This is a genomic window from Pseudomonas sp. N-137 (assembly GCF_034555295.1).
GTDB classification, from domain to species: domain Bacteria; phylum Pseudomonadota; class Gammaproteobacteria; order Pseudomonadales; family Pseudomonadaceae; genus Aquipseudomonas; species Aquipseudomonas rhizophila.
This window is the reverse complement of the sequence record NZ_JAXUDQ010000010.1, coordinates 499,332-517,892: the sequence shown is the minus strand read 5'-3', so window position 1 is coordinate 517,892 and position 18,561 is coordinate 499,332. Positions and strand designations below refer to the sequence as shown.

At 60.4% G+C, this 18,561-nt stretch carries 21 protein-coding genes; 10 read left to right on the top strand and 11 right to left on the bottom strand.

What is annotated here, in order from left to right:
- Positions 1 to 263 precede the first annotated feature (263 nt).
- Complete coding sequence (locus tag T3A99_RS11925) at positions 264 to 1,541, top strand: sensor histidine kinase (RefSeq protein WP_047226140.1); 1,278 nt, start codon at positions 264 to 266, stop codon at positions 1,539 to 1,541.
- Positions 1,542 to 1,634: 93 nt separating this feature from the next.
- On the opposite strand, the gene T3A99_RS11920 is transcribed toward T3A99_RS11925, so the two are convergent.
- Positions 1,635 to 1,895 (bottom strand): accessory factor UbiK family protein, encoded by a 261-nt coding sequence (locus T3A99_RS11920; protein ID WP_047226139.1) that lies wholly within the window; start codon positions 1,893 to 1,895, stop codon positions 1,635 to 1,637.
- 412 nt (positions 1,896 to 2,307) lie between these two features.
- On the opposite strand from T3A99_RS11920, the gene glnK reads away from it, so the two are divergent.
- The 4 genes from glnK to sutA all read left to right on the top strand — a co-directional run bounded on the left by glnK (position 2,308) and on the right by sutA (position 5,068).
- Positions 2,308 to 2,646 carry a P-II family nitrogen regulator gene (gene glnK, locus T3A99_RS11915; protein ID WP_002555808.1) on the top strand — a complete coding sequence of 113 codons (339 nt, stop codon included), beginning with the start codon at positions 2,308 to 2,310 and terminating at the stop codon, positions 2,644 to 2,646.
- A gap of 33 nt (positions 2,647 to 2,679) precedes the next feature.
- Positions 2,680 to 4,005, top strand: coding sequence for an ammonium transporter (locus T3A99_RS11910; RefSeq protein ID WP_047226138.1), 1,326 nt, complete (start codon positions 2,680 to 2,682; stop codon positions 4,003 to 4,005).
- A 212-nt stretch (positions 4,006 to 4,217) separates the two neighbouring features.
- The gene (locus tag T3A99_RS11905) at positions 4,218 to 4,643 is read left to right on the top strand and encodes a secondary thiamine-phosphate synthase enzyme YjbQ (RefSeq protein ID WP_274091177.1); all 426 of its coding nucleotides are present in this window, start codon (positions 4,218 to 4,220) and stop codon (positions 4,641 to 4,643) included.
- A 101-nt stretch (positions 4,644 to 4,744) separates the two neighbouring features.
- Entirely contained in the window at positions 4,745 to 5,068 is a 324-nt protein-coding gene (sutA, locus tag T3A99_RS11900) for a transcriptional regulator SutA (protein ID WP_014340827.1), read from the top strand.
- 130 nt (positions 5,069 to 5,198) lie between these two features.
- Here sutA and T3A99_RS11895 read toward each other — a convergent pair whose 3' ends face one another.
- Genes T3A99_RS11895 through lptM form a run of 6 tightly spaced genes read right to left on the bottom strand, consistent with a single transcriptional unit; the run spans position 5,199 to position 9,800 of the window.
- Entirely contained in the window at positions 5,199 to 5,903 is a 705-nt protein-coding gene (locus tag T3A99_RS11895) for an HAD family hydrolase (protein ID WP_107321366.1), read from the bottom strand.
- On the bottom strand, positions 5,900 to 6,799 hold the full coding sequence (gene xerC, locus T3A99_RS11890; RefSeq protein ID WP_076383081.1) for a tyrosine recombinase XerC: 900 nt from the start codon (positions 6,797 to 6,799) through the stop codon (positions 5,900 to 5,902). The genes T3A99_RS11895 and xerC overlap by 4 nt, the downstream gene beginning before the upstream one ends.
- A 2-nt stretch (positions 6,800 to 6,801) precedes the next feature.
- Complete coding sequence (locus T3A99_RS11885) at positions 6,802 to 7,524, bottom strand: DUF484 family protein (RefSeq protein WP_047226135.1); 723 nt, start codon at positions 7,522 to 7,524, stop codon at positions 6,802 to 6,804.
- Positions 7,525 to 7,537: 13 nt separating this feature from the next.
- Entirely contained in the window at positions 7,538 to 8,368 is an 831-nt protein-coding gene (dapF, locus tag T3A99_RS11880; protein WP_047226134.1) for a diaminopimelate epimerase, read from the bottom strand.
- Between the two features lie 4 nt (positions 8,369 to 8,372).
- Positions 8,373 to 9,620, bottom strand: coding sequence for a diaminopimelate decarboxylase (gene lysA, locus T3A99_RS11875; RefSeq protein WP_047226133.1), 1,248 nt, complete (start codon positions 9,618 to 9,620; stop codon positions 8,373 to 8,375).
- 9 nt (positions 9,621 to 9,629) lie between these two features.
- Entirely contained in the window at positions 9,630 to 9,800 is a 171-nt protein-coding gene (gene lptM / locus T3A99_RS11870; protein WP_047226132.1) for an LPS translocon maturation chaperone LptM, read from the bottom strand.
- Positions 9,801 to 10,002: 202 nt separating this feature from the next.
- On the opposite strand from lptM, the gene cyaY reads away from it, so the two are divergent.
- From cyaY to rnk, 3 genes are all read left to right on the top strand, one after another.
- Positions 10,003 to 10,335, top strand: a complete 333-nt coding sequence (gene cyaY, locus T3A99_RS11865; protein ID WP_047226131.1) for an iron donor protein CyaY — start codon at positions 10,003 to 10,005, stop codon at positions 10,333 to 10,335.
- A gap of 4 nt (positions 10,336 to 10,339) precedes the next feature.
- Positions 10,340 to 10,558, top strand: coding sequence for a DUF1289 domain-containing protein (locus tag T3A99_RS11860; protein WP_047226130.1), 219 nt, complete (start codon positions 10,340 to 10,342; stop codon positions 10,556 to 10,558).
- Positions 10,559 to 10,835: 277 nt separating this feature from the next.
- On the top strand, positions 10,836 to 11,246 hold the full coding sequence (rnk, locus tag T3A99_RS11855) for a nucleoside diphosphate kinase regulator (RefSeq protein WP_047226129.1): 411 nt from the start codon (positions 10,836 to 10,838) through the stop codon (positions 11,244 to 11,246).
- Between the two features lie 5 nt (positions 11,247 to 11,251).
- Here the strand turns inward: rnk and T3A99_RS11850 are convergent, their stop codons facing one another.
- The 3 genes from T3A99_RS11850 to T3A99_RS11840 all read right to left on the bottom strand — a co-directional run bounded on the left by T3A99_RS11850 (position 11,252) and on the right by T3A99_RS11840 (position 15,036).
- The gene (locus T3A99_RS11850; protein ID WP_047226128.1) at positions 11,252 to 14,095 is read right to left on the bottom strand and encodes a class I adenylate cyclase; all 2,844 of its coding nucleotides are present in this window, start codon (positions 14,093 to 14,095) and stop codon (positions 11,252 to 11,254) included.
- A 179-nt stretch (positions 14,096 to 14,274) separates the two neighbouring features.
- Positions 14,275 to 14,523, bottom strand: coding sequence for a TIGR02647 family protein (locus T3A99_RS11845; protein ID WP_047226127.1), 249 nt, complete (start codon positions 14,521 to 14,523; stop codon positions 14,275 to 14,277).
- A gap of 228 nt (positions 14,524 to 14,751) precedes the next feature.
- Complete coding sequence (locus T3A99_RS11840; protein ID WP_076383078.1) at positions 14,752 to 15,036, bottom strand: hypothetical protein; 285 nt, start codon at positions 15,034 to 15,036, stop codon at positions 14,752 to 14,754.
- A 124-nt stretch (positions 15,037 to 15,160) separates the two neighbouring features.
- On the opposite strand from T3A99_RS11840, the gene T3A99_RS11835 reads away from it, so the two are divergent.
- A complete protein-coding gene (locus T3A99_RS11835) occupies positions 15,161 to 15,820 on the top strand; it encodes a glutathione S-transferase family protein (RefSeq protein ID WP_160893871.1) in 660 nt (219 codons plus the stop codon).
- Positions 15,821 to 15,949: 129 nt separating this feature from the next.
- On the opposite strand, the gene argH is transcribed toward T3A99_RS11835, so the two are convergent.
- Positions 15,950 to 17,344, bottom strand: coding sequence for an argininosuccinate lyase (argH, locus tag T3A99_RS11830; protein WP_047226124.1), 1,395 nt, complete (start codon positions 17,342 to 17,344; stop codon positions 15,950 to 15,952).
- Between the two features lie 459 nt (positions 17,345 to 17,803).
- Between argH and T3A99_RS11825 the strand changes: the two genes are divergently transcribed.
- Positions 17,804 to 18,550, top strand: coding sequence for a LytR/AlgR family response regulator transcription factor (locus T3A99_RS11825; RefSeq protein WP_047226123.1), 747 nt, complete (start codon positions 17,804 to 17,806; stop codon positions 18,548 to 18,550).
- Positions 18,551 to 18,561 lie beyond the last annotated feature (11 nt).

Sequence of the window (18,561 nt, the reverse complement as noted above, 5' to 3'; positions counted from 1 at the left end):
TTGAGTGAATAAGGGGCCGCGTCCTGCGGCTCTTGAAGGTTAGTCGTGGGACAGGCTTTCGGTGGGGCAATCGAAGGCGAAAATTTTGCCAGGATGTTGCGGTTGCGAATGGCCGATCCCCCCGCGAGCACGATGGCGATGGGCGCGCGTTCGTTCAGCAGGGCTCTGCGGTCGTTTCACGGAGCCTTCGAAATGACCGCTCCACGCCCTGCTAGACTCCGATTTGTCCAATCGGCATCTACGGCACAGGGAGTGAGTGGCCCATGAACGATCTGCTGGCTCTGTTAACCGACAAACGGTTCATACCCCACGGGCATTGCTATATGTGGCGACCGGATTTGCTGTGGACCAATGTCATTGCCGATGGCTTGATCACCCTGTCCTACATCTCCATTCCCTTCACCCTTCTGTACTTTATCCACAAGCGCAAAGACGTGCCTTTTGACTGGATGCTGACGGCTTTTGGTGTGTTCATCCTGGCCTGCGGGACCAGCCATGTGATGGAAATCCTGACTATCTGGCAGCCCTACTATTGGCTGTCGGCGCTGGTTAAGGTAATCACTGCTATCGCCTCGGTGATTACTGCCATCCTGCTGGTTCGGCTAGTGCCTGCGGCCCTTAAGATCCCCAGCCCGCAGCAACTGGCCAGGGTCAATGACGAGTTGCGTGAGGCGCAGGCCGAACTGGTCACTACCGCGCGCCGGGCCGGTATGGCGGAAATCGCCACCAATGTGCTGCACAACGTGGGCAATGTACTCAATAGCGTCAATGTGTCAGCCCGACTCTTGTACGAGAAAGTGCACGCATCCAAGGGGCAGGGGGTGATCAGGGTTGCTGAATTGATGAAGGAGCATTCCGATGATCTCGGCGCCTTTATCAGCAGCGATCCGAAAGGTCGCGCGCTACCCGGCTATCTTGGCAAGTTGGCCGAAGCCCTGGCAGCCGAGCAGCGGAGCATGATCGATGAGTTGGTGCAGCTGACCAAGAGCATCGACCATATCAAGGAAATCGTCGCCACCCAGCAGTCCTATGCCGGTAACTCCAGCGTGCTGGAGCCGGGTTCGCTGCGAGAGCTGATCGAGGATGTGGTGCGCATCTGCGATGTGTCCCTGGCGCGTCATCATGTGACGCTGATCAAGGAGCTCGCCGATATTCCGATGATGTCGCTGGACAAGCACAAGGTGCTGCAAATACTGATCAATCTAATCAACAACGCCAAGCAGGCGCTTGATTCGGTGGCGGATCGACCGTCGCGCATTACCCTGCGTCTGAAGGCCACTGACGACAAGCATGTGCGGATCGAGGTCGAGGACAACGGCGAGGGTATCTCCAGGGACAATCTCACCCGGGTGTTCGAGCATGGTTTTACGACGCGCGCCGACGGTCACGGCTTTGGCCTGCACAGTTGTATTCTGGCTGCGCACGAGATGGGCGGCGAGCTGACGGTGCAGAGCGCGGGGCCGGGTAAGGGCGCGCTCTTTACCCTGGAGTTGCCGCTGGCGCTGGCCCAAGGTCAATCCCAGCGAGCCGCGTGTGGCTGACCTAGTCGGCTTGAGGCCTCGGCAAGAAAGCGTTGCAGGGGCAGGGGAGCGAGACAAAAAATCGCAGCCTTCAGCAGCTCCTGCTGGGGGATTTTATTCGGTAGGAGGATTTATCTTCGTCTCCAACTCCGCCACCTTCGCCTCCAGGCTCTCCAACCGCGCCCGGGTCCGGGCCAGTACGACCATCTGGCTGTCGAATTCTTCCCGGCTGACCAGATCCAGCTTGCTGAACCCGCTTTGTAGCAGGGCCTTGAACTGGCTTTCGATTTCGCTTTTGGGCAGGGGTGTGTCGCCGCTCAAGAGGCGGGAAGCGTGGCCGCTCAGGGCGTCGAGGAGGTCTTTGGGCGCAAGCATGGCAGGTGTCCTGAAAACGATGAGGGCAGTGTATCACGCAGCGTCTATATTCATTTGGCGAGCAAGGAGTGCACGCTTTTCGCGCACTGGACCGGGCATCGTCGCACTGATGTTGTGCGTATTGTTCCGGTTCGGGGTGCGGCGCGAGCCGGCACAGTGGGTAAGAGACTGAAATCAGAAGGTTTGGGCACAGATGGCAAGGTTTCTGCTTAGTGGCTGATGACCCATGCACTGATGCAGTCGCTGTGACGAATGCAGTGCAGCCGGCGAGGCGGGGAGCTTCGTCAGAGTGGTTAGCTGGCACCGGTCGGGCAACTTGGGCCGACGATGCGTTACAAAGCCAGGCACTGCGCTTAGACTTGAGTCGGGTTTGTTTTCCTGGGGCAAGTCCACCAATTCGGGAGAAAGTTTCATGAAGCTAGTCACTGCCATCATCAAGCCGTTCAAGTTGGACGACGTGCGCGAGTCGCTGTCCGAAATCGGCGTGCAGGGCATTACCGTTACTGAGGTCAAAGGCTTCGGTCGGCAGAAAGGTCACACCGAGCTGTATCGCGGCGCGGAATACGTGGTTGATTTCCTGCCCAAGGTGAAGATCGATGTCGCCATTGACGACAAGGATCTGGACCGGGTTATCGAGGCGATCACCAAGGCCGCCAATACCGGCAAGATTGGTGACGGCAAGATATTTGTGGTCAATCTGGAACAGGCTATTCGCATCCGTACCGGCGAAACCGATACCGACGCTATCTAAGCCGCCAAACCCAACGCCCCAGGAGAAAACAATATGACTCTGCGTAAATTCGCAGGGCTAGGAGCCCTGTTGTCCTTCGTAACGCCTGGCCTGGCCATGGCAGAAGAAGCGGCAGCCCCAGTCCTGAACTCCGGCGACACTGCCTGGATGCTCACTGCCACAATTCTTGTACTGTTCATGACTATTCCCGGCCTGGCGCTGTTCTACGGCGGTATGGTTCGGTCGAAAAACATTCTTTCCGTGATGATGCAATGCTTTGCCATTACCGGTCTGATCAGCATCCTGTGGGTCATTTATGGCTACAGCATTGCGTTCGACACCACGGGGATGGAGCAGGGCGTCGTCAACTTCAATTCGTTCGTCGGCGGTCTGAACAAGGCATTCCTGGCGGGCCTCACGCCTAGTAGCCTGACTGGCCTGTTCCCTGAAGCGGTGTTCATCACCTTCCAGATGACGTTCGCCATCATCACCCCGGCCCTGATCGTCGGCGCGTTCGCCGAGCGGATGAAGTTCTCCGCCATGCTGATCTTCATGGCCGTGTGGTTCACCCTGGTGTATGCACCGATTGCGCACATGGTCTGGTCCGGCAACGGCGGCCTGATGTGGGACTGGGGTGTGCTGGACTTCGCTGGCGGCACCGTGGTGCACATCAACGCCGGTATTGCTGGCCTGGTGGCGTGCCTGGTACTGGGTAAGCGCAAGGGCTTCCCGACTACCCCGATGGCACCGCATAACCTGGGTTACACCTTGATGGGTGCGGCCATGCTGTGGGTAGGCTGGTTCGGCTTCAACGCCGGTTCCGCCATCGCGGCCAACGGCACCGCCGGTATGGCAATGCTGGTTACCCAGATTGCAACCGCTGCTGCGGCGTTGGGCTGGATGTTCGCCGAGTGGATCACCCACGGTAAGCCAAGCGCACTGGGCATTGCCTCGGGTGTGGTGGCGGGTCTGGTGGCGATTACTCCGGCTGCCGGCACCGTGGGCCCGATGGGCGCCCTGGTCATCGGCTTGGCGGCGGGTGTGGTGTGCTTCTTCTGCGCCACTACCCTCAAGCGCAAAATGGGCTATGACGACTCCCTGGACGCCTTCGGCGTGCACGGCATTGGCGGTATCCTGGGCGCGATCCTGACCGGTGTGTTCGCAGCGCCGGCCCTGGGTGGCTTCGGCACCGTGACTGATATCGGCGCGCAAGTGTGGATTCAGCTCAAGGGTGTAGGCTTCACGGTGATCTACACCGCGATCGTCACCTTCATCATTCTCAAGGTCCTGGACGCCGTCATGGGTCTGCGTGTCTCCGAGGAAGAAGAAGCGGTCGGCCTGGACCTGGCCCAGCACAACGAGCGTGGCTACAATCTGTAAGTACACGCAATAAAAAATGCCCGGTTCGCCGGGCATTTTTTTGTCTGGAGTTTGTCATTGCTCACAGGATGTGTCGGTTTTTCCGACGTCTTTTGTTATGTACGCGACATGGGTTTTTCTACCGCCATCGGCTTACACCAAAGCAGGCGTATTAGGCCCTTTGTTTTTTCCCAGAGCGCGCTAGAATGCGCGCCGAACGTGCGGAGATCTGTATGTGGCAACAGACGCTGATAACCCTGCGGGCAAGGCCTCGGGGCTTTCATCTGGTAACGGACGAGTTGCTCGCCGGCCTGCCTGAACTCCGGGCATGTCGTGTCGGTCTGTTGCATCTGTGGCTGCAGCATACCTCGGCCTCGTTGACCATCAACGAGAACGCCGATCCGGCGGTGCGTCGAGACTTCGAACGATTTTTCAATCGGCTGATCCCACAAGGAACCGCCGATTATGAGCACAACGACGAAGGCCTGGACGACCTCCCGGCGCACTTCAAGGCCAGCGTGCTGGGGTGTCAGCTTAGTCTGCCGGTCAGGGCGGGACGGTTGGCATTGGGTACCTGGCAAGGTGTTTATCTGGGCGAGCACCGTGATCATGGCGGTGCTCGTAAAGTCCTCGCCACTTTGTACGGTGATGGGGAGTAACCGCTGATTGCCGGCGGATGTTGAATTTTTTCTGGCAGCCTTCGACAGACGGCGAAGCTGGGCTATAACTAATCTGCTTTTCGCAAGTCATGAGGTAGAACATGAGCGACGATGATCTGGAAAACGACGACCTCGAAGTAGGTGACGAAGACGAGACCGAAGAAGGCCTGGAAGCGGCGGCTGAAGACGTCGCCGACGACGATGGGGCCGATGTACCGGCGCCAACCGCCAAAGGCAAGGCCAAGGCGGCGGTTTCGGTCGACGAGTTGCCGAGCGTAGAGGCCAAGAACAAGGAGCGTGATGCGCTCGCCAAGGCCATGGAGGAGTTCCTGGCCCGAGGCGGTAAAGTGCAGGAAGTGGAGGCCAACGTTGTTGCGGATCCGCCCAAGAAACCGGACAACAAGTACGGCAGCCGCCCGATCTGAGCATCTGCTTCTTGCTTGCTGAAAAAGCCCGCCGTCGCTGCGGGCTTTTTCATGGGCTATAAAAATCTTCAGGCCAGGCGCCGCGGCTCGCTCCCACAATTTGAGTTCTTGTGGCCACAAAACAGGCGGTTCAGGGTTGGCTATGCCACCCCGCCAGCAACCCCGGCAGCTCGGTCAGGCTGCGAATCTCTGCATCCGGTACATGCTCGGCATCCCAGGTTTTACCCGTCGGATTGAACCAGATTGCCCGCAAGCCGGCCTGTTGGGCGCCGGCGATGTCGTCACCCGGATGATCGCCAATGTGCACGGCGGTTTGCGCCGTGGCGCCGCCGCGTTGCAAGGCTTCGTGGAACAGCCGGGCGTCAGGCTTGGCGATGCCGATGTCCTCGGCGCACAGGGCGAACTTGAAATAATCCGCCAGTCCCAGGCGACGTACATCGGCGTTGCCATTGGTGACCACGCCGAGGGCGAAATGGTTGGCCAGAATTTCCAGGGTAGGCTGCACCTCGGGAAAGATTTGCAGTTGGTGACGGGCGTGCAGGAATGTTTCGAACGCTTCGTCCGCCAGCTCCGAGGCTTGCCACTGGTCATAACCGGCGTCCTGCAAGGCACGGAACAGCACTCGTCGGCGCAGTGCGCTGATGCGGTGCTTCAGGCCGGGCTCCTCGCGCAACACTTGCTCGCGAATGGTAAAAAGATGCTCCACCGGCACGCTGCCCAGGTTCGGGGCGTTGTCGGTCAGCCACTGGCGTAAGATGGCCTCGGCACTGGCGATCACCGGGGCGGTGTCCCATAGGGTGTCGTCGAGGTCGAAAGTGATGAGCTCGATGGTCATGATTCGTCGCCCTTGATTCGTTTGGCCCTTGGGTGGGCACTGTCATAGACCGTTGCCAGGTGCTGGAAGTCCAGGTGGGTATAGATCTGGGTGGTCTTGATGTCGGAGTGGCCGAGCAGTTCCTGGACGGCGCGCAGGTCCTGGGAAGACTCCAGCAGATGGCTGGCGAAGGAATGCCTGAGCATGTGGGGATGCAGGTTCTGTCCCAGTTCGCGTTCACCGGCGGCCTTGACCCGCACCTGGATCGCCCGCGGGCCGAGACGCCGGCCTTGCTGGCTGACAAATACCGCGTCGTCGGCCGGGTTGGTCAGCGCCCGCAACGGCAGCCACAGCTCCAGGGCCTCACGGGCTTTGCGGCCAACGGGCAGCAAACGTGTCTTGCTGCCCTTGCCCAGCACCTGGACCATGCCATCGGCCAGGTCCAGTTGATCCAGGTTAAGCCCCGTCAGTTCGGAAAGCCGCAGGCCGGAGGAGTAGAACAATTCGAGAATCGCCTGGTCCCGTCGCGCCAGGAAGTCATCCTCGACAGCGCCTTCCAGCAATTGCAGGGCCCGATCGGTGTCCAGGGTCTTGGGCAACCGGCGTTCGCCCTTGGGCGGTGCCAGGCCGGTGGCGGGGTCGTGATCGCACAGCCCTTCGCGGTTGAGGTAGTGGTACAGGCCTCGCACTGCTGACAACAGTCGCGCCAGGCTGCGGGAGGATTGCCCTTGTTGATGAAGGCGGGCGACCAAGCTGCGCAGGCGCTGGATGTCCAAGGCTGCCCAACTGCCGATGTTTTGCTTCTGGCACCAGGCCAACACTTTTTCCAGGTCGCGGCGATAGGCCGACAGCGTGTGGGGCGACACCTGGCGCTCACTGCGCAGGTGTTCGCAGTAGGCGTCCAGCTGCCGTTCCATCATCAGCGTACCGAGCGCAGTGAACCAGTCATGCGCGGCAGGACCCGGCCGGTGACTTCGGCGATGTAGCTTAAAAACAACGTGCCCACCGAGCTTTTGTAGTGTTGCGGATCACGACTGGCAATGGCCAGCACGCCATGTACGCCCTGGTGGGCGATGGCGACGACAGCGGTGGAGCCGATCTGCTTGCGCTGTTCTTCGCCGAAGAGGAAGTCCAGCTCATGTTCGCGCAGGCTGCCGCTGACGCTCTTGTTCTCCGTGAGCAAGCCGCCGATGGCTGTCTGTGCATCGGCGTGGGTTACCCAGCGCCCCACTGGCATGGCGTTATCGCCAAACAGGATCAGGCTGACAAAAGGCACCTGGAAATCCTGGCGCAGACTGTCTTCGACACTCATCACCAGGTCTTCGAGGGTGTTGGCATCCATGAGCGCCAGAATCAAGCGACGGGTCTTGTCGAAGAGCCGATCGTTATCCCGAGCTACGTCCATCAGGTGCGAAAGACGATGGCGCATTTCGATGTTGCGCTCGCGCAGAATCTTCATCTGATGCTCGACCAGCGACACGGTGTCGCCGCGGCGGTGGGGGATGCGCATCGTCGCCAGCAGTTCTTCATGCTCGACGAAGAAGTCCGGGTGAGCCTCCAGGTACGCGGCCACGGCTGCGGCGTCCGGATGGCTGGGGGATTCGTCGGGCTGCGGGGCTGGAACCTGTGGCTTGTCGGTCATGGGTTTGACTCACTCAAAGACGAACTTGTCCTTCGTATACGCGTACTGCCGGGCCGGTCATCAGCACCGGTTGGCCGGGGCCTGCCCATTCGATGGACAAGCGTCCACCGGGCAGGTCGATCAGTAAAGGCGAATCCATCCATCCCTGACTGATCGCGGCGACTGCCGCCGCGCAGGCGCCGGTGCCGCACGCCTGGGTTTCCCCGGCACCGCGTTCCCAGACGCGCAACTGCGCACGGTGGCGATCGATGACCTGCAGGAAACCGACATTCACCCGCGCGGGGAAGCGCGGATGATTTTCGATCTTCGGCCCCAGCTCATGCACTGGCGCGCTGTTGATATCGCTGACTCGCAAGACGGCATGGGGGTTGCCCATGGATACTGCCGCCAGTTCCACCGTGGTGCCGTCGACCTCCAACTGATAGCTCAAGGCCTGGGCCGGCGCTTCGAACGGAATGTCCTTCGGTGCCAGGCGCGGGGCGCCCATGTTGACGCCGATCTGGCCGTCGTTGCGCACATCCAGTTCGATGATGCCGCTTTTAGTCTCGACGCGAATCTGCCGTTTGGCGGTCAGGCGCTTGTCCAGCACGAATCGGGCGAAGCAGCGGGCGCCGTTGCCGCACTGCTCGACTTCCGAACCATCGGCGTTGAAGATCCGGTAACGGAAGTCCACGTCCGGGTTGTTGGGCGCCTCGACGATCAGCAACTGGTCGAAACCGATACCGGTGTGCCGGTCGCCCCATTGTTTGGCATGCTTGGGCAGAATGTGCGCGTGCTGGCTGACCAGGTCGAGGACCATGAAGTCGTTGCCCAGGCCGTGCATCTTGGTAAAACGCAGCAGCATGGTTTTACTCCGGCAGCAGGCTTTCGCCGGCAAACAACTCGGCTACCGTCTCGCGGCGACGCACTTCAAACGCCTGATCACCGTCCACCAGCACTTCGGCGCAGCGGCCGCGAGTGTTGTAGTTGGAACTCATGACAAACCCGTAGGCCCCGGCCGAATGCACGGCCAGCAGATCGCCTTCTTCCAGCGCCAGCTCCCGACCCTTGGCCAGGAAGTCGCCGGTTTCGCAGATAGGGCCGACAATATCGTAGCTGCGGGCGGCGGTAGCGCGAGGGCGCACCGCGGTGACGTCCATCCAGGCCTGGTACAGCGCCGGGCGGATCAGGTCGTTCATCGCCGCATCGACGATGGCGAAATCCTTGTGCTCGGTGTGCTTGAGGTATTCGACCCGGGTCAACAGCACGCCGGCATTGGCAACGATGTAGCGGCCCGGCTCGAACATCAGGGCCAGGTCGCGACCGTCGAGGCGTTCACGCACCGCCTTGACGTAGTCGGCCACCAGTGGCGGCTCTTCGTCGCGGTAGCGCACGCCGACGCCGCCGCCCAGGTCGATGTGACGCAGGTAGATGCCGCAATCGCTGAGGCGGTCGACCAGCGCCAGCAGGCGGTCGAGGGCATCGATAAAAGGTTCGAGGGTGGTCAGTTGCGAACCGATGTGGCAATCCACGCCCAGCACTTCCAGGTTCGGCAGTTGGGCCGCGCGTACGTACACATCCTCGGCGTCGGCAATGGCGATGCCGAACTTGTTTTCCTTGAGACCGGTGGAAATGTACGGGTGCGTGCCGGCATCAACGTCCGGGTTCACGCGCAAAGAGATCGGCGCGCGGACACCCATCTCGGCGGCGACCAGTTGCAGGCGCTCCAGCTCATCGGTCGATTCGACGTTGAAGCAGTGCACCCCCACTTCCAGGGCGCGGCGCATGTCTTCACGGGTCTTGCCGACGCCGGAAAAAACGATCTTGTCGGCGCTGCCGCCAGCGGCCAGCACGCGTTCGAGCTCACCACCGGAAACGATGTCAAAGCCGGCACCCAGGCGTGCCAGGACGTTGAGTACACCGAGGTTGGAGTTGGCCTTTACGGCGAAACATACCAGGTGCGGCATGCCGGCCAGAGCATCGGCGAAGGCCAGATACTGGGCTTCGATGTGTGCACGGGAATAAACGTAGGTTGGCGTGCCGAAACGTTCCGCGAGTGCGGACAAGGCAACCCCTTCCGCGAACAGCTCCCCGCCACGGTAGTTAAAAGCGTCCATGGCGTTCCCTTAATAAGTGGTGTGGGTATCGTGCGCGTGGGACTTGGATTGCGACGACTTGGCCTGTTCTTCAGGGGATTTGCTGTCGTCGGGCAGGTACAGCGGACCTTTTTGACCACAGGCTGTCACAAGGCAAGCAACCGCGACGAGCGCAGCAAGGGAAGAGATCAGGCGCTTCATGGCGAAATCCTTGAAAATGCGTTAATTGCGCCGGAGTATACCGGCCACCCGGCAGCTTGCCTATGCAACGGGGTTCCCGTCCGGCGCCGGGAGGCTTTTCCCAAAGCCGGCTGTCGTCGGTCGGTATATCCTTTGCAATCGCCGGGAAGCGTCCGTATCTTGCGGCGCTTGAGCATGAGCAGACATTTTCGAGGTTGCCGCAATGAGTTTGACTGAAGCCCGTTTCCACGATCTGGTCGATGCGACCCAGCAAACGCTGGAGGATGTATTCGACGAAAGCGAGCTGGACATCGACCTGGAAAGCTCCGCCGGGGTGCTGACCGTCAAGTTCGAAAATGGCAGCCAGTTGATTTTCAGCCGCCAGGAGCCGTTGCGGCAGCTGTGGTTGGCGGCGGTGTCCGGCGGTTTCCACTTCGACTACGACGAGGAAAGCGAGCGCTGGATGTGCGACAAGAGCGAAGAGCAATTGGGCGAGATGCTCGAGCGCATCGTCAAGCAGCAGGCCGGGGTGGAACTGGATTTCGAAGGCCTTTGACAGCGTGAGCCAGAACACTCCGGCGCGCCCGCCCAAACCGCTCTACAGCAACGTCAGCCCCGCAGTGCCCTCTCCGTGCACCAGCGTGTGCAAGTTGGATGAGCAGAAGGTCTGCCTCGGTTGTTTCCGTCATGTGGAGGATATCCGCGAATGGCGCTCGGCCGATGATGAGCGCCGTCGGGTGATCTGTGCCGAGGCGGCTAAACGCAAATCTCTGGTGTAATCGCCCGCTGTGTGGGAGCAAGGCTTGCCCGCGATGAAGACGACGCGTTCTTCCTGAAATCGAGGCGCCTGTTTCGCGAGCAAGCTTTGCTCCCACAATCCCCGCGCCACAGTAATTCTGCTCCCCATGACAATGGGTAGATTTGGCCCGGGTTGTTTATTTATTGAGCTGTGATAGTGTCCAGCTACGCCTCAACTCATCGAGGCCCGTGAAAACCCCGTCTTTTTGTGGCGGGGTTTTGCTTTTTTCGTGCAGAACAAAGGAGTCTGCCTGAATCATGACCGTACCTTCCATCACCCTTACACGTCTGGACGTACAGCGTCTGGAGCGCCTGATCGATAGCCTTGATGAAACGCTGCCGGGCGTGATTGCGTTGCAAACCGAACTGGATCGTGCCGACACCGTGGTAGGCCACGATGAAGTGCCCGCCGATGTCGTGACCATGAATTCGCGTGTGCACTGCCGCGAAGAAAGCAGCGGCAAGGACTATCACCTGACCCTGGTTTATCCACAGGACGCCAATGCCGACGAAGGCAAGATATCAATCCTTGCCCCGGTAGGCAGCGCACTGTTGGGCCTGAAGGTTGGCCAGCACATCGACTGGCCGGCGCCGGGCGGCAAGACGCTGAAACTGACATTGCTGGCCGTGGAGTACCAGCCGGAAGCGGGCGGCGATTTCCACCTCTAGGCGCTTCAGACCAAGGCCAGCGCCTCGTTCAGGGCGCGTTCCAGGTCAGCCTTGTAACGCAGGTACAAATTACTTGAGCAGGCCCCATCACCCACAAGACCCGAGAGGTCCAGGTCGGTGATGTAGCAGCGATAGCGTTCGGCCTCGCGGCGCTGTTCGACGATCTCCCTGGCGACCACGCGGAACAGCTGGTCGCCATGTTCCAGCTCCGAAAACTCCCGCTGATCGCAATACAGGGTGACGTGCACCTGCCCATGAGTGGCTTTGCCGATGATTGCCTGCACGTCATAGAACGGCTTGTTCACTGGCGTTTGCGGCGCCTGCCGCGCCTCGATCCGCCGTGCCCGCCCGCTGCCCGAGGGCAGGAGCTGGTAGTACAGGGTTTCCAGGGGCAATGGCTGGGTGGCATCCATCGGCAGTAACGCGTCGCGGCGGTACAGCACCGATTGCAGGAAGCGCTGCAGCGGCAGCAGCAGGCTGTGGTCGTCGTGGTAAGGCAGGCGTTGCTGCCACAGGGCATTGAGCTCATCGAGCACGTACAGCTCAGCGTCGTCCTCGTTGACCCGGTAGAACACCTGAATGCACTCGGGCTGCCCCATGGGCAGGATCAGCGCCAGGTCATGGTCCTCCAGAGCCATCGGATCCAGATGCAGAGGGCTGTAGGCCGTCAGCTCCTCGCCCAGGTAATCCATCAGCGCCGACAGGCTGCCCAGGGCCACGTGATTGACCTGGCCCGGCACCAGCTCCAATACGTGGTAGTGCTGCTGGACCTGGAGCAGATAGCGGTGGTTGAGCCTGCTTAGTAGCAGGGTCTGGGCCGTTTCGATGACTTCCTCGACCCGGCGGGCAATGAACTGCGCGCGGTTGTGGCAGAAACAGCGTACCTGCAAACGCGGCTGGCGCTGCGTGACGGGCAGGTCATTGAGGTAATCGCGCAGGCAGTCGAGCAGGGCATGCTCGCCGTCGAAGCGGTTGACCAGCACCTCGTTCCAACTGTTGAGCGTGACCTGATCCAGGGTCAGCACCAGGTTCTCCCGAACCCCGGCGTAGCTCAGGGAGTCCGTGCGCTCGGTGGTCATCAGGATATTGAGGTCGCGATGATGCTTGAGCGGATCGACGCCGACGTTAACCAGTATCAGCACTTCGCTGGGCACGCTGGCGCGCAACAGCTGTTCTTCATCTACCGTGCTCAGCGGCAGGGCGATGGACTGTTGCAGGCTGCCCAGCAGGTTGAACAGCTCAAACTCACTCAGGTCGCTGCTACCTGGGTGCAGCGCAAGGCGCGTACTGCTGTCGATCACACCGTTGCGATGGCACCAGGTCAGCAACTCCAGCAACTCGCGGCAGCGTTTGATCGGTGCGAAGTTTTCCCACTCCAGGGCGTTGAGGCTGCCGTTGTACAGGCCCCACTGGTTCTGCCCGGGTTCTTTCTTGTTCGGTGACTGCACCAGCGTCAGGGTGTCTTCGGCCAGGTCCGGGGCGATGCCGGGGTTGATGAACTCGACTTTGTCGGCCTTGCGTTCGAATGCGGCATACAACCGCCGGCCCAGGACGTTGAGGTCGCGCTTGTTGATCAGGCTGACGGTTTTTTCGGTGCGGGCAAACTGGGTCAGGAAGCGGTAGCTGTAGGTCAGTTCGTTGACCAGCGCCCGCCGTTCGTTGCTGACCTGACGCACTTTCCACTGGCTGCGGCTGTCCAGCAGCGCCAGTTGCCGTGGGTCCCAGCCCCATTCCCGGGCCAGACGCTCAAGCAGAACCCGTTGCCAGCCAGTGCTGCGCCCCTGGCCGGTCAGCTTGCGATTGACCTTCAGGTAAAGCGCCCTGCGCACCAGCTCCAGGCGTTCGGATTCACCTCGGGCGTTGAGGTACTCCTCGATACGACGGTAAACCACCATGTAGGGATCCAGCTCTTCCAGGTCCAGGCGGTTGGCGAACACCGCCTGTTTGAAGCGCAGGCTCAGGCAGCGAACGTCCGGGTGTTCGCTGGCGTAGACTTCGATCAGCAGCAGCTTGAGCACTGATTTGTAGGGCGACTCGATGCCCTTGAACAATTGCCAGAGGCCGGCGCCGATGAATTCTCCCGGCGGGATATAGGCCAGGTGCCCCAGGTTGAGCGTTTCATCGGCGCGGATGAAGCGTTTGGAAATCAGCGTGTGGGTGTACTGCTCATAGTTTTCTTCTTCATACACCGGCACCAGCCACCAGATCGGCGTGCGTCCGGCCAGCCAGATCGCCGTGCGGTAGAACTCGTCCAGCAGCAGGTAATGCTGGGTTGTACCGCAATCGTCGGAACTGAGCTGAGTGTCCCGGTCGCCGCGGACAAAGCGCGCCGGGTCGATCAGGAAAAAATGCGCTTCAGCGCCCTGGGTCGCCGCCCAGGTTTCCAGCAGCAGACATTTTTTGCGCAGTTCGGCCAGTTCGTCCTCGCTCAGGTCCGGACCATGGCAGACCCACACATCCATGTCGCTTTGATCCGCTTGGGCGAGGGTGCCGAGGCTGCCCATCAGAAACAGACCGAGAATCGGTCGCGGCGGATTGCTGCCGTGGCGCGGCTTGTAGGAGAAAGAGCGGGTCAGCCGCTGGGCTTCGGCGAGGACGCTGGCGTCGGGCTCGTAGTTGGACAACCCGGCAGGCGTGCTGCCAGAGACATAGCCGGGCAGTAACGGGTGGTTGACGTGGAAAAACAACGGCAACAGCGTCAGCACGCTTTGCTGGCGGGTCGACAGACCTTCCAGGGCGCGATCCATCCGTACGCTGTTGAGCTTGAGAAAACGTGCGCGCAACTGGCTCAGGACCTTGCGGTCGATTCCCTCGTCCAGATCGGGGCGTATTTCGTGATTGCGGGTCATGTCAGCTCAAACCGGCTCGCGGCGTCGAACGTGGGAGATCACAGGTGGTGGCAGTTTAGCGCCCGAACCCGGGATTTCTTAAGCTGAATGTATGTTTTTGACGTCAGAATTTTTACACAGTGCGCCAGGGCGCCTGCGGAAACCTCGATGAAGGAGATTTCCGTGGGCGACAGGAGGAATCAGGCGGCTTCTTTTACGACGTTGAGAATGGTCAGCAGGCTTTGCACATGCTCGGCGGCATCCCGGCCCAGGCTGGTCAGGTAACCACCGTCGGACTGGGTTATCAGGTCTTTTTCGAACAGGCGTTTAGCGGCAGCGATGGCAGAGGGGGCAGCGGTCTGATGGATTTTCAGGCCTTCCTGGGAACTGTCCAGGTTGAAGAGTGCAAGGATTTCCAGTTCGGCAACCAGCTCAGGGGTAAGCGACATAAGGACTCCAGACTTTCTAGGAATTTGGTCGACAGCGTCACTAAAGTGAGCGCACTCGGCCGAGCTGTCCAGTGTCAGCGTCATGCTTTTTTTGTTTTGGGTGACCGCAGGCGTAATTCGTTGTGGCGAGGGAGCTTGCTCCCGCTGGAGCTCGAAGCGGTCCCAATAGCTTGATGGCTGCTGCGCAGCCGAGCGGGAGCAAGCTCCCTCGCCACAGTCGGTGAGACCTTATTTCTTTTCTGGCGGCAACTCGGGAAGAGCGCGCAACGCCGTTTCGTACCACTGGGTATCGAACGCACGGTCTTCTTCGAGGATCGCGTCAATTTCCACTGCCAGCACATGGGCCATCAGGTTGAGAATTTCTTCGCGCTCGTAACCCACCAGGGTCAATTTATTGAAAACGGCCTTGGCCGCTGGCGGGTTGTCATTTTCGATCTGGTTTTCGATGGCCTGGATCAGCGTGTTCTCGACGAACTCTTCTTCGTCGTTGTCGATGTCGGTTGGCTCGCTCATGGCAGGCTCCTTGGAGAAAGGTCGCCAGTTTACCTGCATTCAGCGCAGTGATGCGCCTGGCAAGAAACGGCTCGGCGGTCTATAACGCAAGGCTGCCAACCCCGCACGGCCTGGAGGCTTTGTCATGCTCAAGCTTTATGGTTTTTCCGTCAGCAATTATTACAACATGGTCAAGCTGGCGTTGCTGGAGAAGGGCCTGCCTTTCGAAGAGGTGCCGTTCTACGGCGCTCAGACCCCCGATGTGCTGGCCATCAGTCCACGGGGCAAGGTGCCGGTGCTCAAGACCGAGCAAGGGTTTATCAACGAAACCAGCGTGATCCTCGAATACATCGAACAAACCCAGCCGGGCAAAGCCCTGTTGCCCAGCGACCCGTTCGAGCGTGCCCAGGTGCTGGCTTTGTGCAGGGAAATCGAGTTGTACATCGAGCTGCCGGGACGGGCTTGCTACGCCGAGGCGTTTTTCGGCATATCGGTACCCGACGCCATCAAGGAAAAGACCAAGACCGAATTGCTGCTCGGGTTCGCCTCGCTCGGCCGTCACGGCAAATTCTCGCCCTACGTGGCGGGTGACAGTCTGAGCCTGGCCGATCTGTATTTCCTCTACAGCGTATCGCTGGCGTGCCAGGTGGGCCGGAAAGTGTTCGATATCGACTTGCTGGCGGATATGCCGGCGGCCAAGGGGCTGATGGAGCGGCTGGAGCAGAACCCGAATGTGCAGCGGATTGCGGCCGACAGGGAGGCAGAGATGCCAGCGTTTTTGGCGATGATTGCTGCCAAGAAGTGAGTTTTGTGGTGTTTTGAAGTGAGTCATCGCGAGCAGGCTCGCTCCCACATTTGATCTCCCTGTGTTCACACATGTGCGTTCACTGAAGATCCACTGTGGGAGCGAGCCTGCTCGCGATGCTTTCGGCTTTTAACGGCTGGCGAGCATCGCCTGGCCGCGCACCACGGCAGCCTTCACCTGGGCAGGCGCTGTGCCGCCGATGTGGTCGCGGGCATTGACCGAACCTTCCAGAGTCAGCACGGCAAACACGTCCTGCTCGATCTGGTCACTGAACTTGCGCAACTCGTCCAGGCTCATCTCCGCCAGGTCCTTGCCGTTGTCCACGCCGTACTTCACGGCATGGCCGACGATTTCGTGGCAATCACGAAACGGCAGGCCACGGCGTACGAGGTAATCAGCGAGGTCGGTGGCGGTGGAGAAGCCGCGCAAGGCCGCTTCGCGCATCACTGCATGCTTGGGCTTGATCGCCGGGATCATGTCGGCAAAGGCCCGCAGCGAATCACGCAGCGTATCGGCGGCATCGAACAGCGGTTCCTTGTCTTCCTGGTTGTCCTTGTTGTAGGCCAGCGGCTGGCCCTTCATCAGGGTCAGCAGGCCCATCAGCGCACCGAACACCCGACCACTCTTGCCGCGTACCAGCTCCGGCACGTCGGGGTTTTTCTTTTGCGGCATGATCGAACTGCCGGTGCAGAAGCGATCCGGCAGGTCAATGAACTGGAATTGCGCGCTGGTCCACAGCACCAGTTCTTCGGAGAAGCGCGACAGATGCATCATCGCAATGCTCGCGGCGGCGCAGAATTCGATGGCGAAATCGCGGTCCGAAACGTTATCCAGCGAGTTGCCGCCCACGGCGTCGAAACCCAGCAACTGTGCGGTGTATTCACGATCGATCGGGTACGTGGTGCCGGCCAGCGCGGCGCTGCCCAGGGGCATGCGGTTGGTGCGCTTGCGGCAGTCCACCAGGCGCTCGTAGTCGCGGCTGAGCATTTCGAACCAGGCCAGCATGTGATGCCCAAACGTTACAGGTTGAGCGGTTTGCAGGTGCGTGAAGCCCGGCATGATGCTCTCGGCCTCGCGCTCGGCCTGCTCCAGCAAGCCTTTTTGCAGACGGGTGATCTCGCCCAGGATCAGGTCAATCTCATCGCGCAGCCACAGGCGAATGTCGGTGGCCACCTGGTCGTTTCGGCTGCGGCCGGTGTGCAGCTTCTTGCCGGTCACGCCGATGCGATCGGTCAGGCGCGCTTCGATGTTCATGTGCACGTCTTCGAGATCGACGCGCCAGTCGAACTGGCCGGCCTCGATTTCAGCCTGGATGGTTTTCAGGCCATCGATGATGCTGTCGCGCTCGGCATCGGTCAGTACGCCGACCTTGGCCAGCATGGTGGCGTGGGCGATCGAGCCCATGATGTCGTGGCGATACAGGCGCTGGTCGAAGTTGACGGAGGCGGTGAAGCGGGCGACGAAGGCGTCGACGGGTTCACTGAAGCGGCCGCCCCAGGACTGATTGGTCTTGTCAGTGCTCATGAATTCGCTCGTGATCGGCTGTGGAAAAAGTAGCGGTTAAAGGCTGCGGCGGATGATAGCAGGGTTGCCGGGACTGGCGCTGGCACTGGTCGGCAGGTTTTTTGCGCACAAGCCGAGCATTTAATGGGTTTTTTGCACAACGATATTTTTCGATTGAGCAATATCGGCGCGGCAACCGTCTACAGTGGACTGTAGGACTTTTACTTTTTCATCCACGGAGCATTGGACGAATAGAAGAGGGGGGCTCGTATTGGTCAGATGGAGTGTTAACAATTCCTACGACGGCGCCGTGCGACAACAGGCCTCAAGCATCGATTGGCAGGCGCGGGTAAAGATAGGTAACCGCCTCGCGGCACTTTTTGGCCCTCGAACGAGTCTTAGCGTGGATCGCGGTGACGGATGTCACTTCCCCTGTCTACGCTATCCTTGTGCGAGACTCACGCAGGAATCCAGCGCAATATGAATGTCCTGATCGTTGATGACGAACCACTGGCCCGTGAGCGCCTGAGCCGAATGGTTGGCGAACTCGAGGGTTACAGTGTCCTGGAGCCGAGCGCCACCAATGGCGAAGAGGCGTTGGCCCTTATTGATAGCCACAAGCCGGATATCGTGCTGCTCGACATTCGCATGCCTGGCCTGGACGGTTTGCAGGTCGCGGCGAAGTTGTGCGAGCGTGAGTCACCGCCCGCGGTGGTGTTCTGCACCACTCGGGACGACTTCCCGCCGGAGGTGCTGCAGGCCGGCGCCGTGGGCTATCTGATCAAGCCGGTCACTGCCGAGGCGCTGGTCGAGGCCTTGCGCAAGGCCGAGCGGCCCAACCGCGTGCAACTGGCGGCGTTGACCCGTCCGGCCGCCGAAAGCGGCAGCGGCCCGCGCAGCCACATCAGTGCGCGCACTCGCAAAGGCATTGAACTGATCCCATTGAATCAGGTGGTCTACTTTATCGCCGACCATAAATACGTGACCTTGCGTCACGAGAGCGGCGAGGTGCTGCTGGACGAACCACTCAAGGCTCTTGAAGACGAGTTCGGTGAACGCTTCGTGCGCATCCACCGCAACGCCTTGGTGGCTCGCGAGCGTATCGAGCGTTTGCAGCGCACACCCCTTGGGCATTTCCAGTTGTTTCTCAAAGGCCTCAATGGCGACGCGCTGATTGTCAGCCGGCGGCACGTGGCCGGCGTGCGGAAGATGATGCAACAGCTTTAGCTTGAGGTTCC

Coding starts and splice junctions, on each gene's coding strand:
- T3A99_RS11910 (WP_047226138.1), top strand. CDS start 2,680: ATGACTCTGCGTAAATTCGCAGGGCTAGGAGCCCTGTTGTCCTTCGTA.
- lysA (WP_047226133.1), bottom strand. CDS start 9,620: ATGGACGCTTTTAACTACCGTGGCGGGGAGCTGTTCGCGGAAGGGGTT.
- T3A99_RS11845 (WP_047226127.1), bottom strand. CDS start 14,523: ATGTCGCTTACCCCTGAGCTGGTTGCCGAACTGGAAATCCTTGCACTC.
- glnK (WP_002555808.1), top strand. CDS start 2,308: ATGAAGCTAGTCACTGCCATCATCAAGCCGTTCAAGTTGGACGACGTG.
- T3A99_RS11840 (WP_076383078.1), bottom strand. CDS start 15,036: ATGAGCGAGCCAACCGACATCGACAACGACGAAGAAGAGTTCGTCGAG.
- lptM (WP_047226132.1), bottom strand. CDS start 9,800: ATGAAGCGCCTGATCTCTTCCCTTGCTGCGCTCGTCGCGGTTGCTTGC.
- argH (WP_047226124.1), bottom strand. CDS start 17,344: ATGAGCACTGACAAGACCAATCAGTCCTGGGGCGGCCGCTTCAGTGAA.
- T3A99_RS11925 (WP_047226140.1), top strand. CDS start 264: ATGAACGATCTGCTGGCTCTGTTAACCGACAAACGGTTCATACCCCAC.
- T3A99_RS11905 (WP_274091177.1), top strand. CDS start 4,218: ATGTGGCAACAGACGCTGATAACCCTGCGGGCAAGGCCTCGGGGCTTT.
- T3A99_RS11825 (WP_047226123.1), top strand. CDS start 17,804: ATGAATGTCCTGATCGTTGATGACGAACCACTGGCCCGTGAGCGCCTG.
- T3A99_RS11895 (WP_107321366.1), bottom strand. CDS start 5,903: ATGACCATCGAGCTCATCACTTTCGACCTCGACGACACCCTATGGGAC.
- T3A99_RS11850 (WP_047226128.1), bottom strand. CDS start 14,095: ATGACCCGCAATCACGAAATACGCCCCGATCTGGACGAGGGAATCGAC.
- dapF (WP_047226134.1), bottom strand. CDS start 8,368: ATGCTGCTGCGTTTTACCAAGATGCACGGCCTGGGCAACGACTTCATG.
- T3A99_RS11835 (WP_160893871.1), top strand. CDS start 15,161: ATGCTCAAGCTTTATGGTTTTTCCGTCAGCAATTATTACAACATGGTC.
- T3A99_RS11885 (WP_047226135.1), bottom strand. CDS start 7,524: ATGACCGACAAGCCACAGGTTCCAGCCCCGCAGCCCGACGAATCCCCC.
- T3A99_RS11920 (WP_047226139.1), bottom strand. CDS start 1,895: ATGCTTGCGCCCAAAGACCTCCTCGACGCCCTGAGCGGCCACGCTTCC.
- cyaY (WP_047226131.1), top strand. CDS start 10,003: ATGAGTTTGACTGAAGCCCGTTTCCACGATCTGGTCGATGCGACCCAG.
- rnk (WP_047226129.1), top strand. CDS start 10,836: ATGACCGTACCTTCCATCACCCTTACACGTCTGGACGTACAGCGTCTG.
- sutA (WP_014340827.1), top strand. CDS start 4,745: ATGAGCGACGATGATCTGGAAAACGACGACCTCGAAGTAGGTGACGAA.
- xerC (WP_076383081.1), bottom strand. CDS start 6,799: ATGGAACGGCAGCTGGACGCCTACTGCGAACACCTGCGCAGTGAGCGC.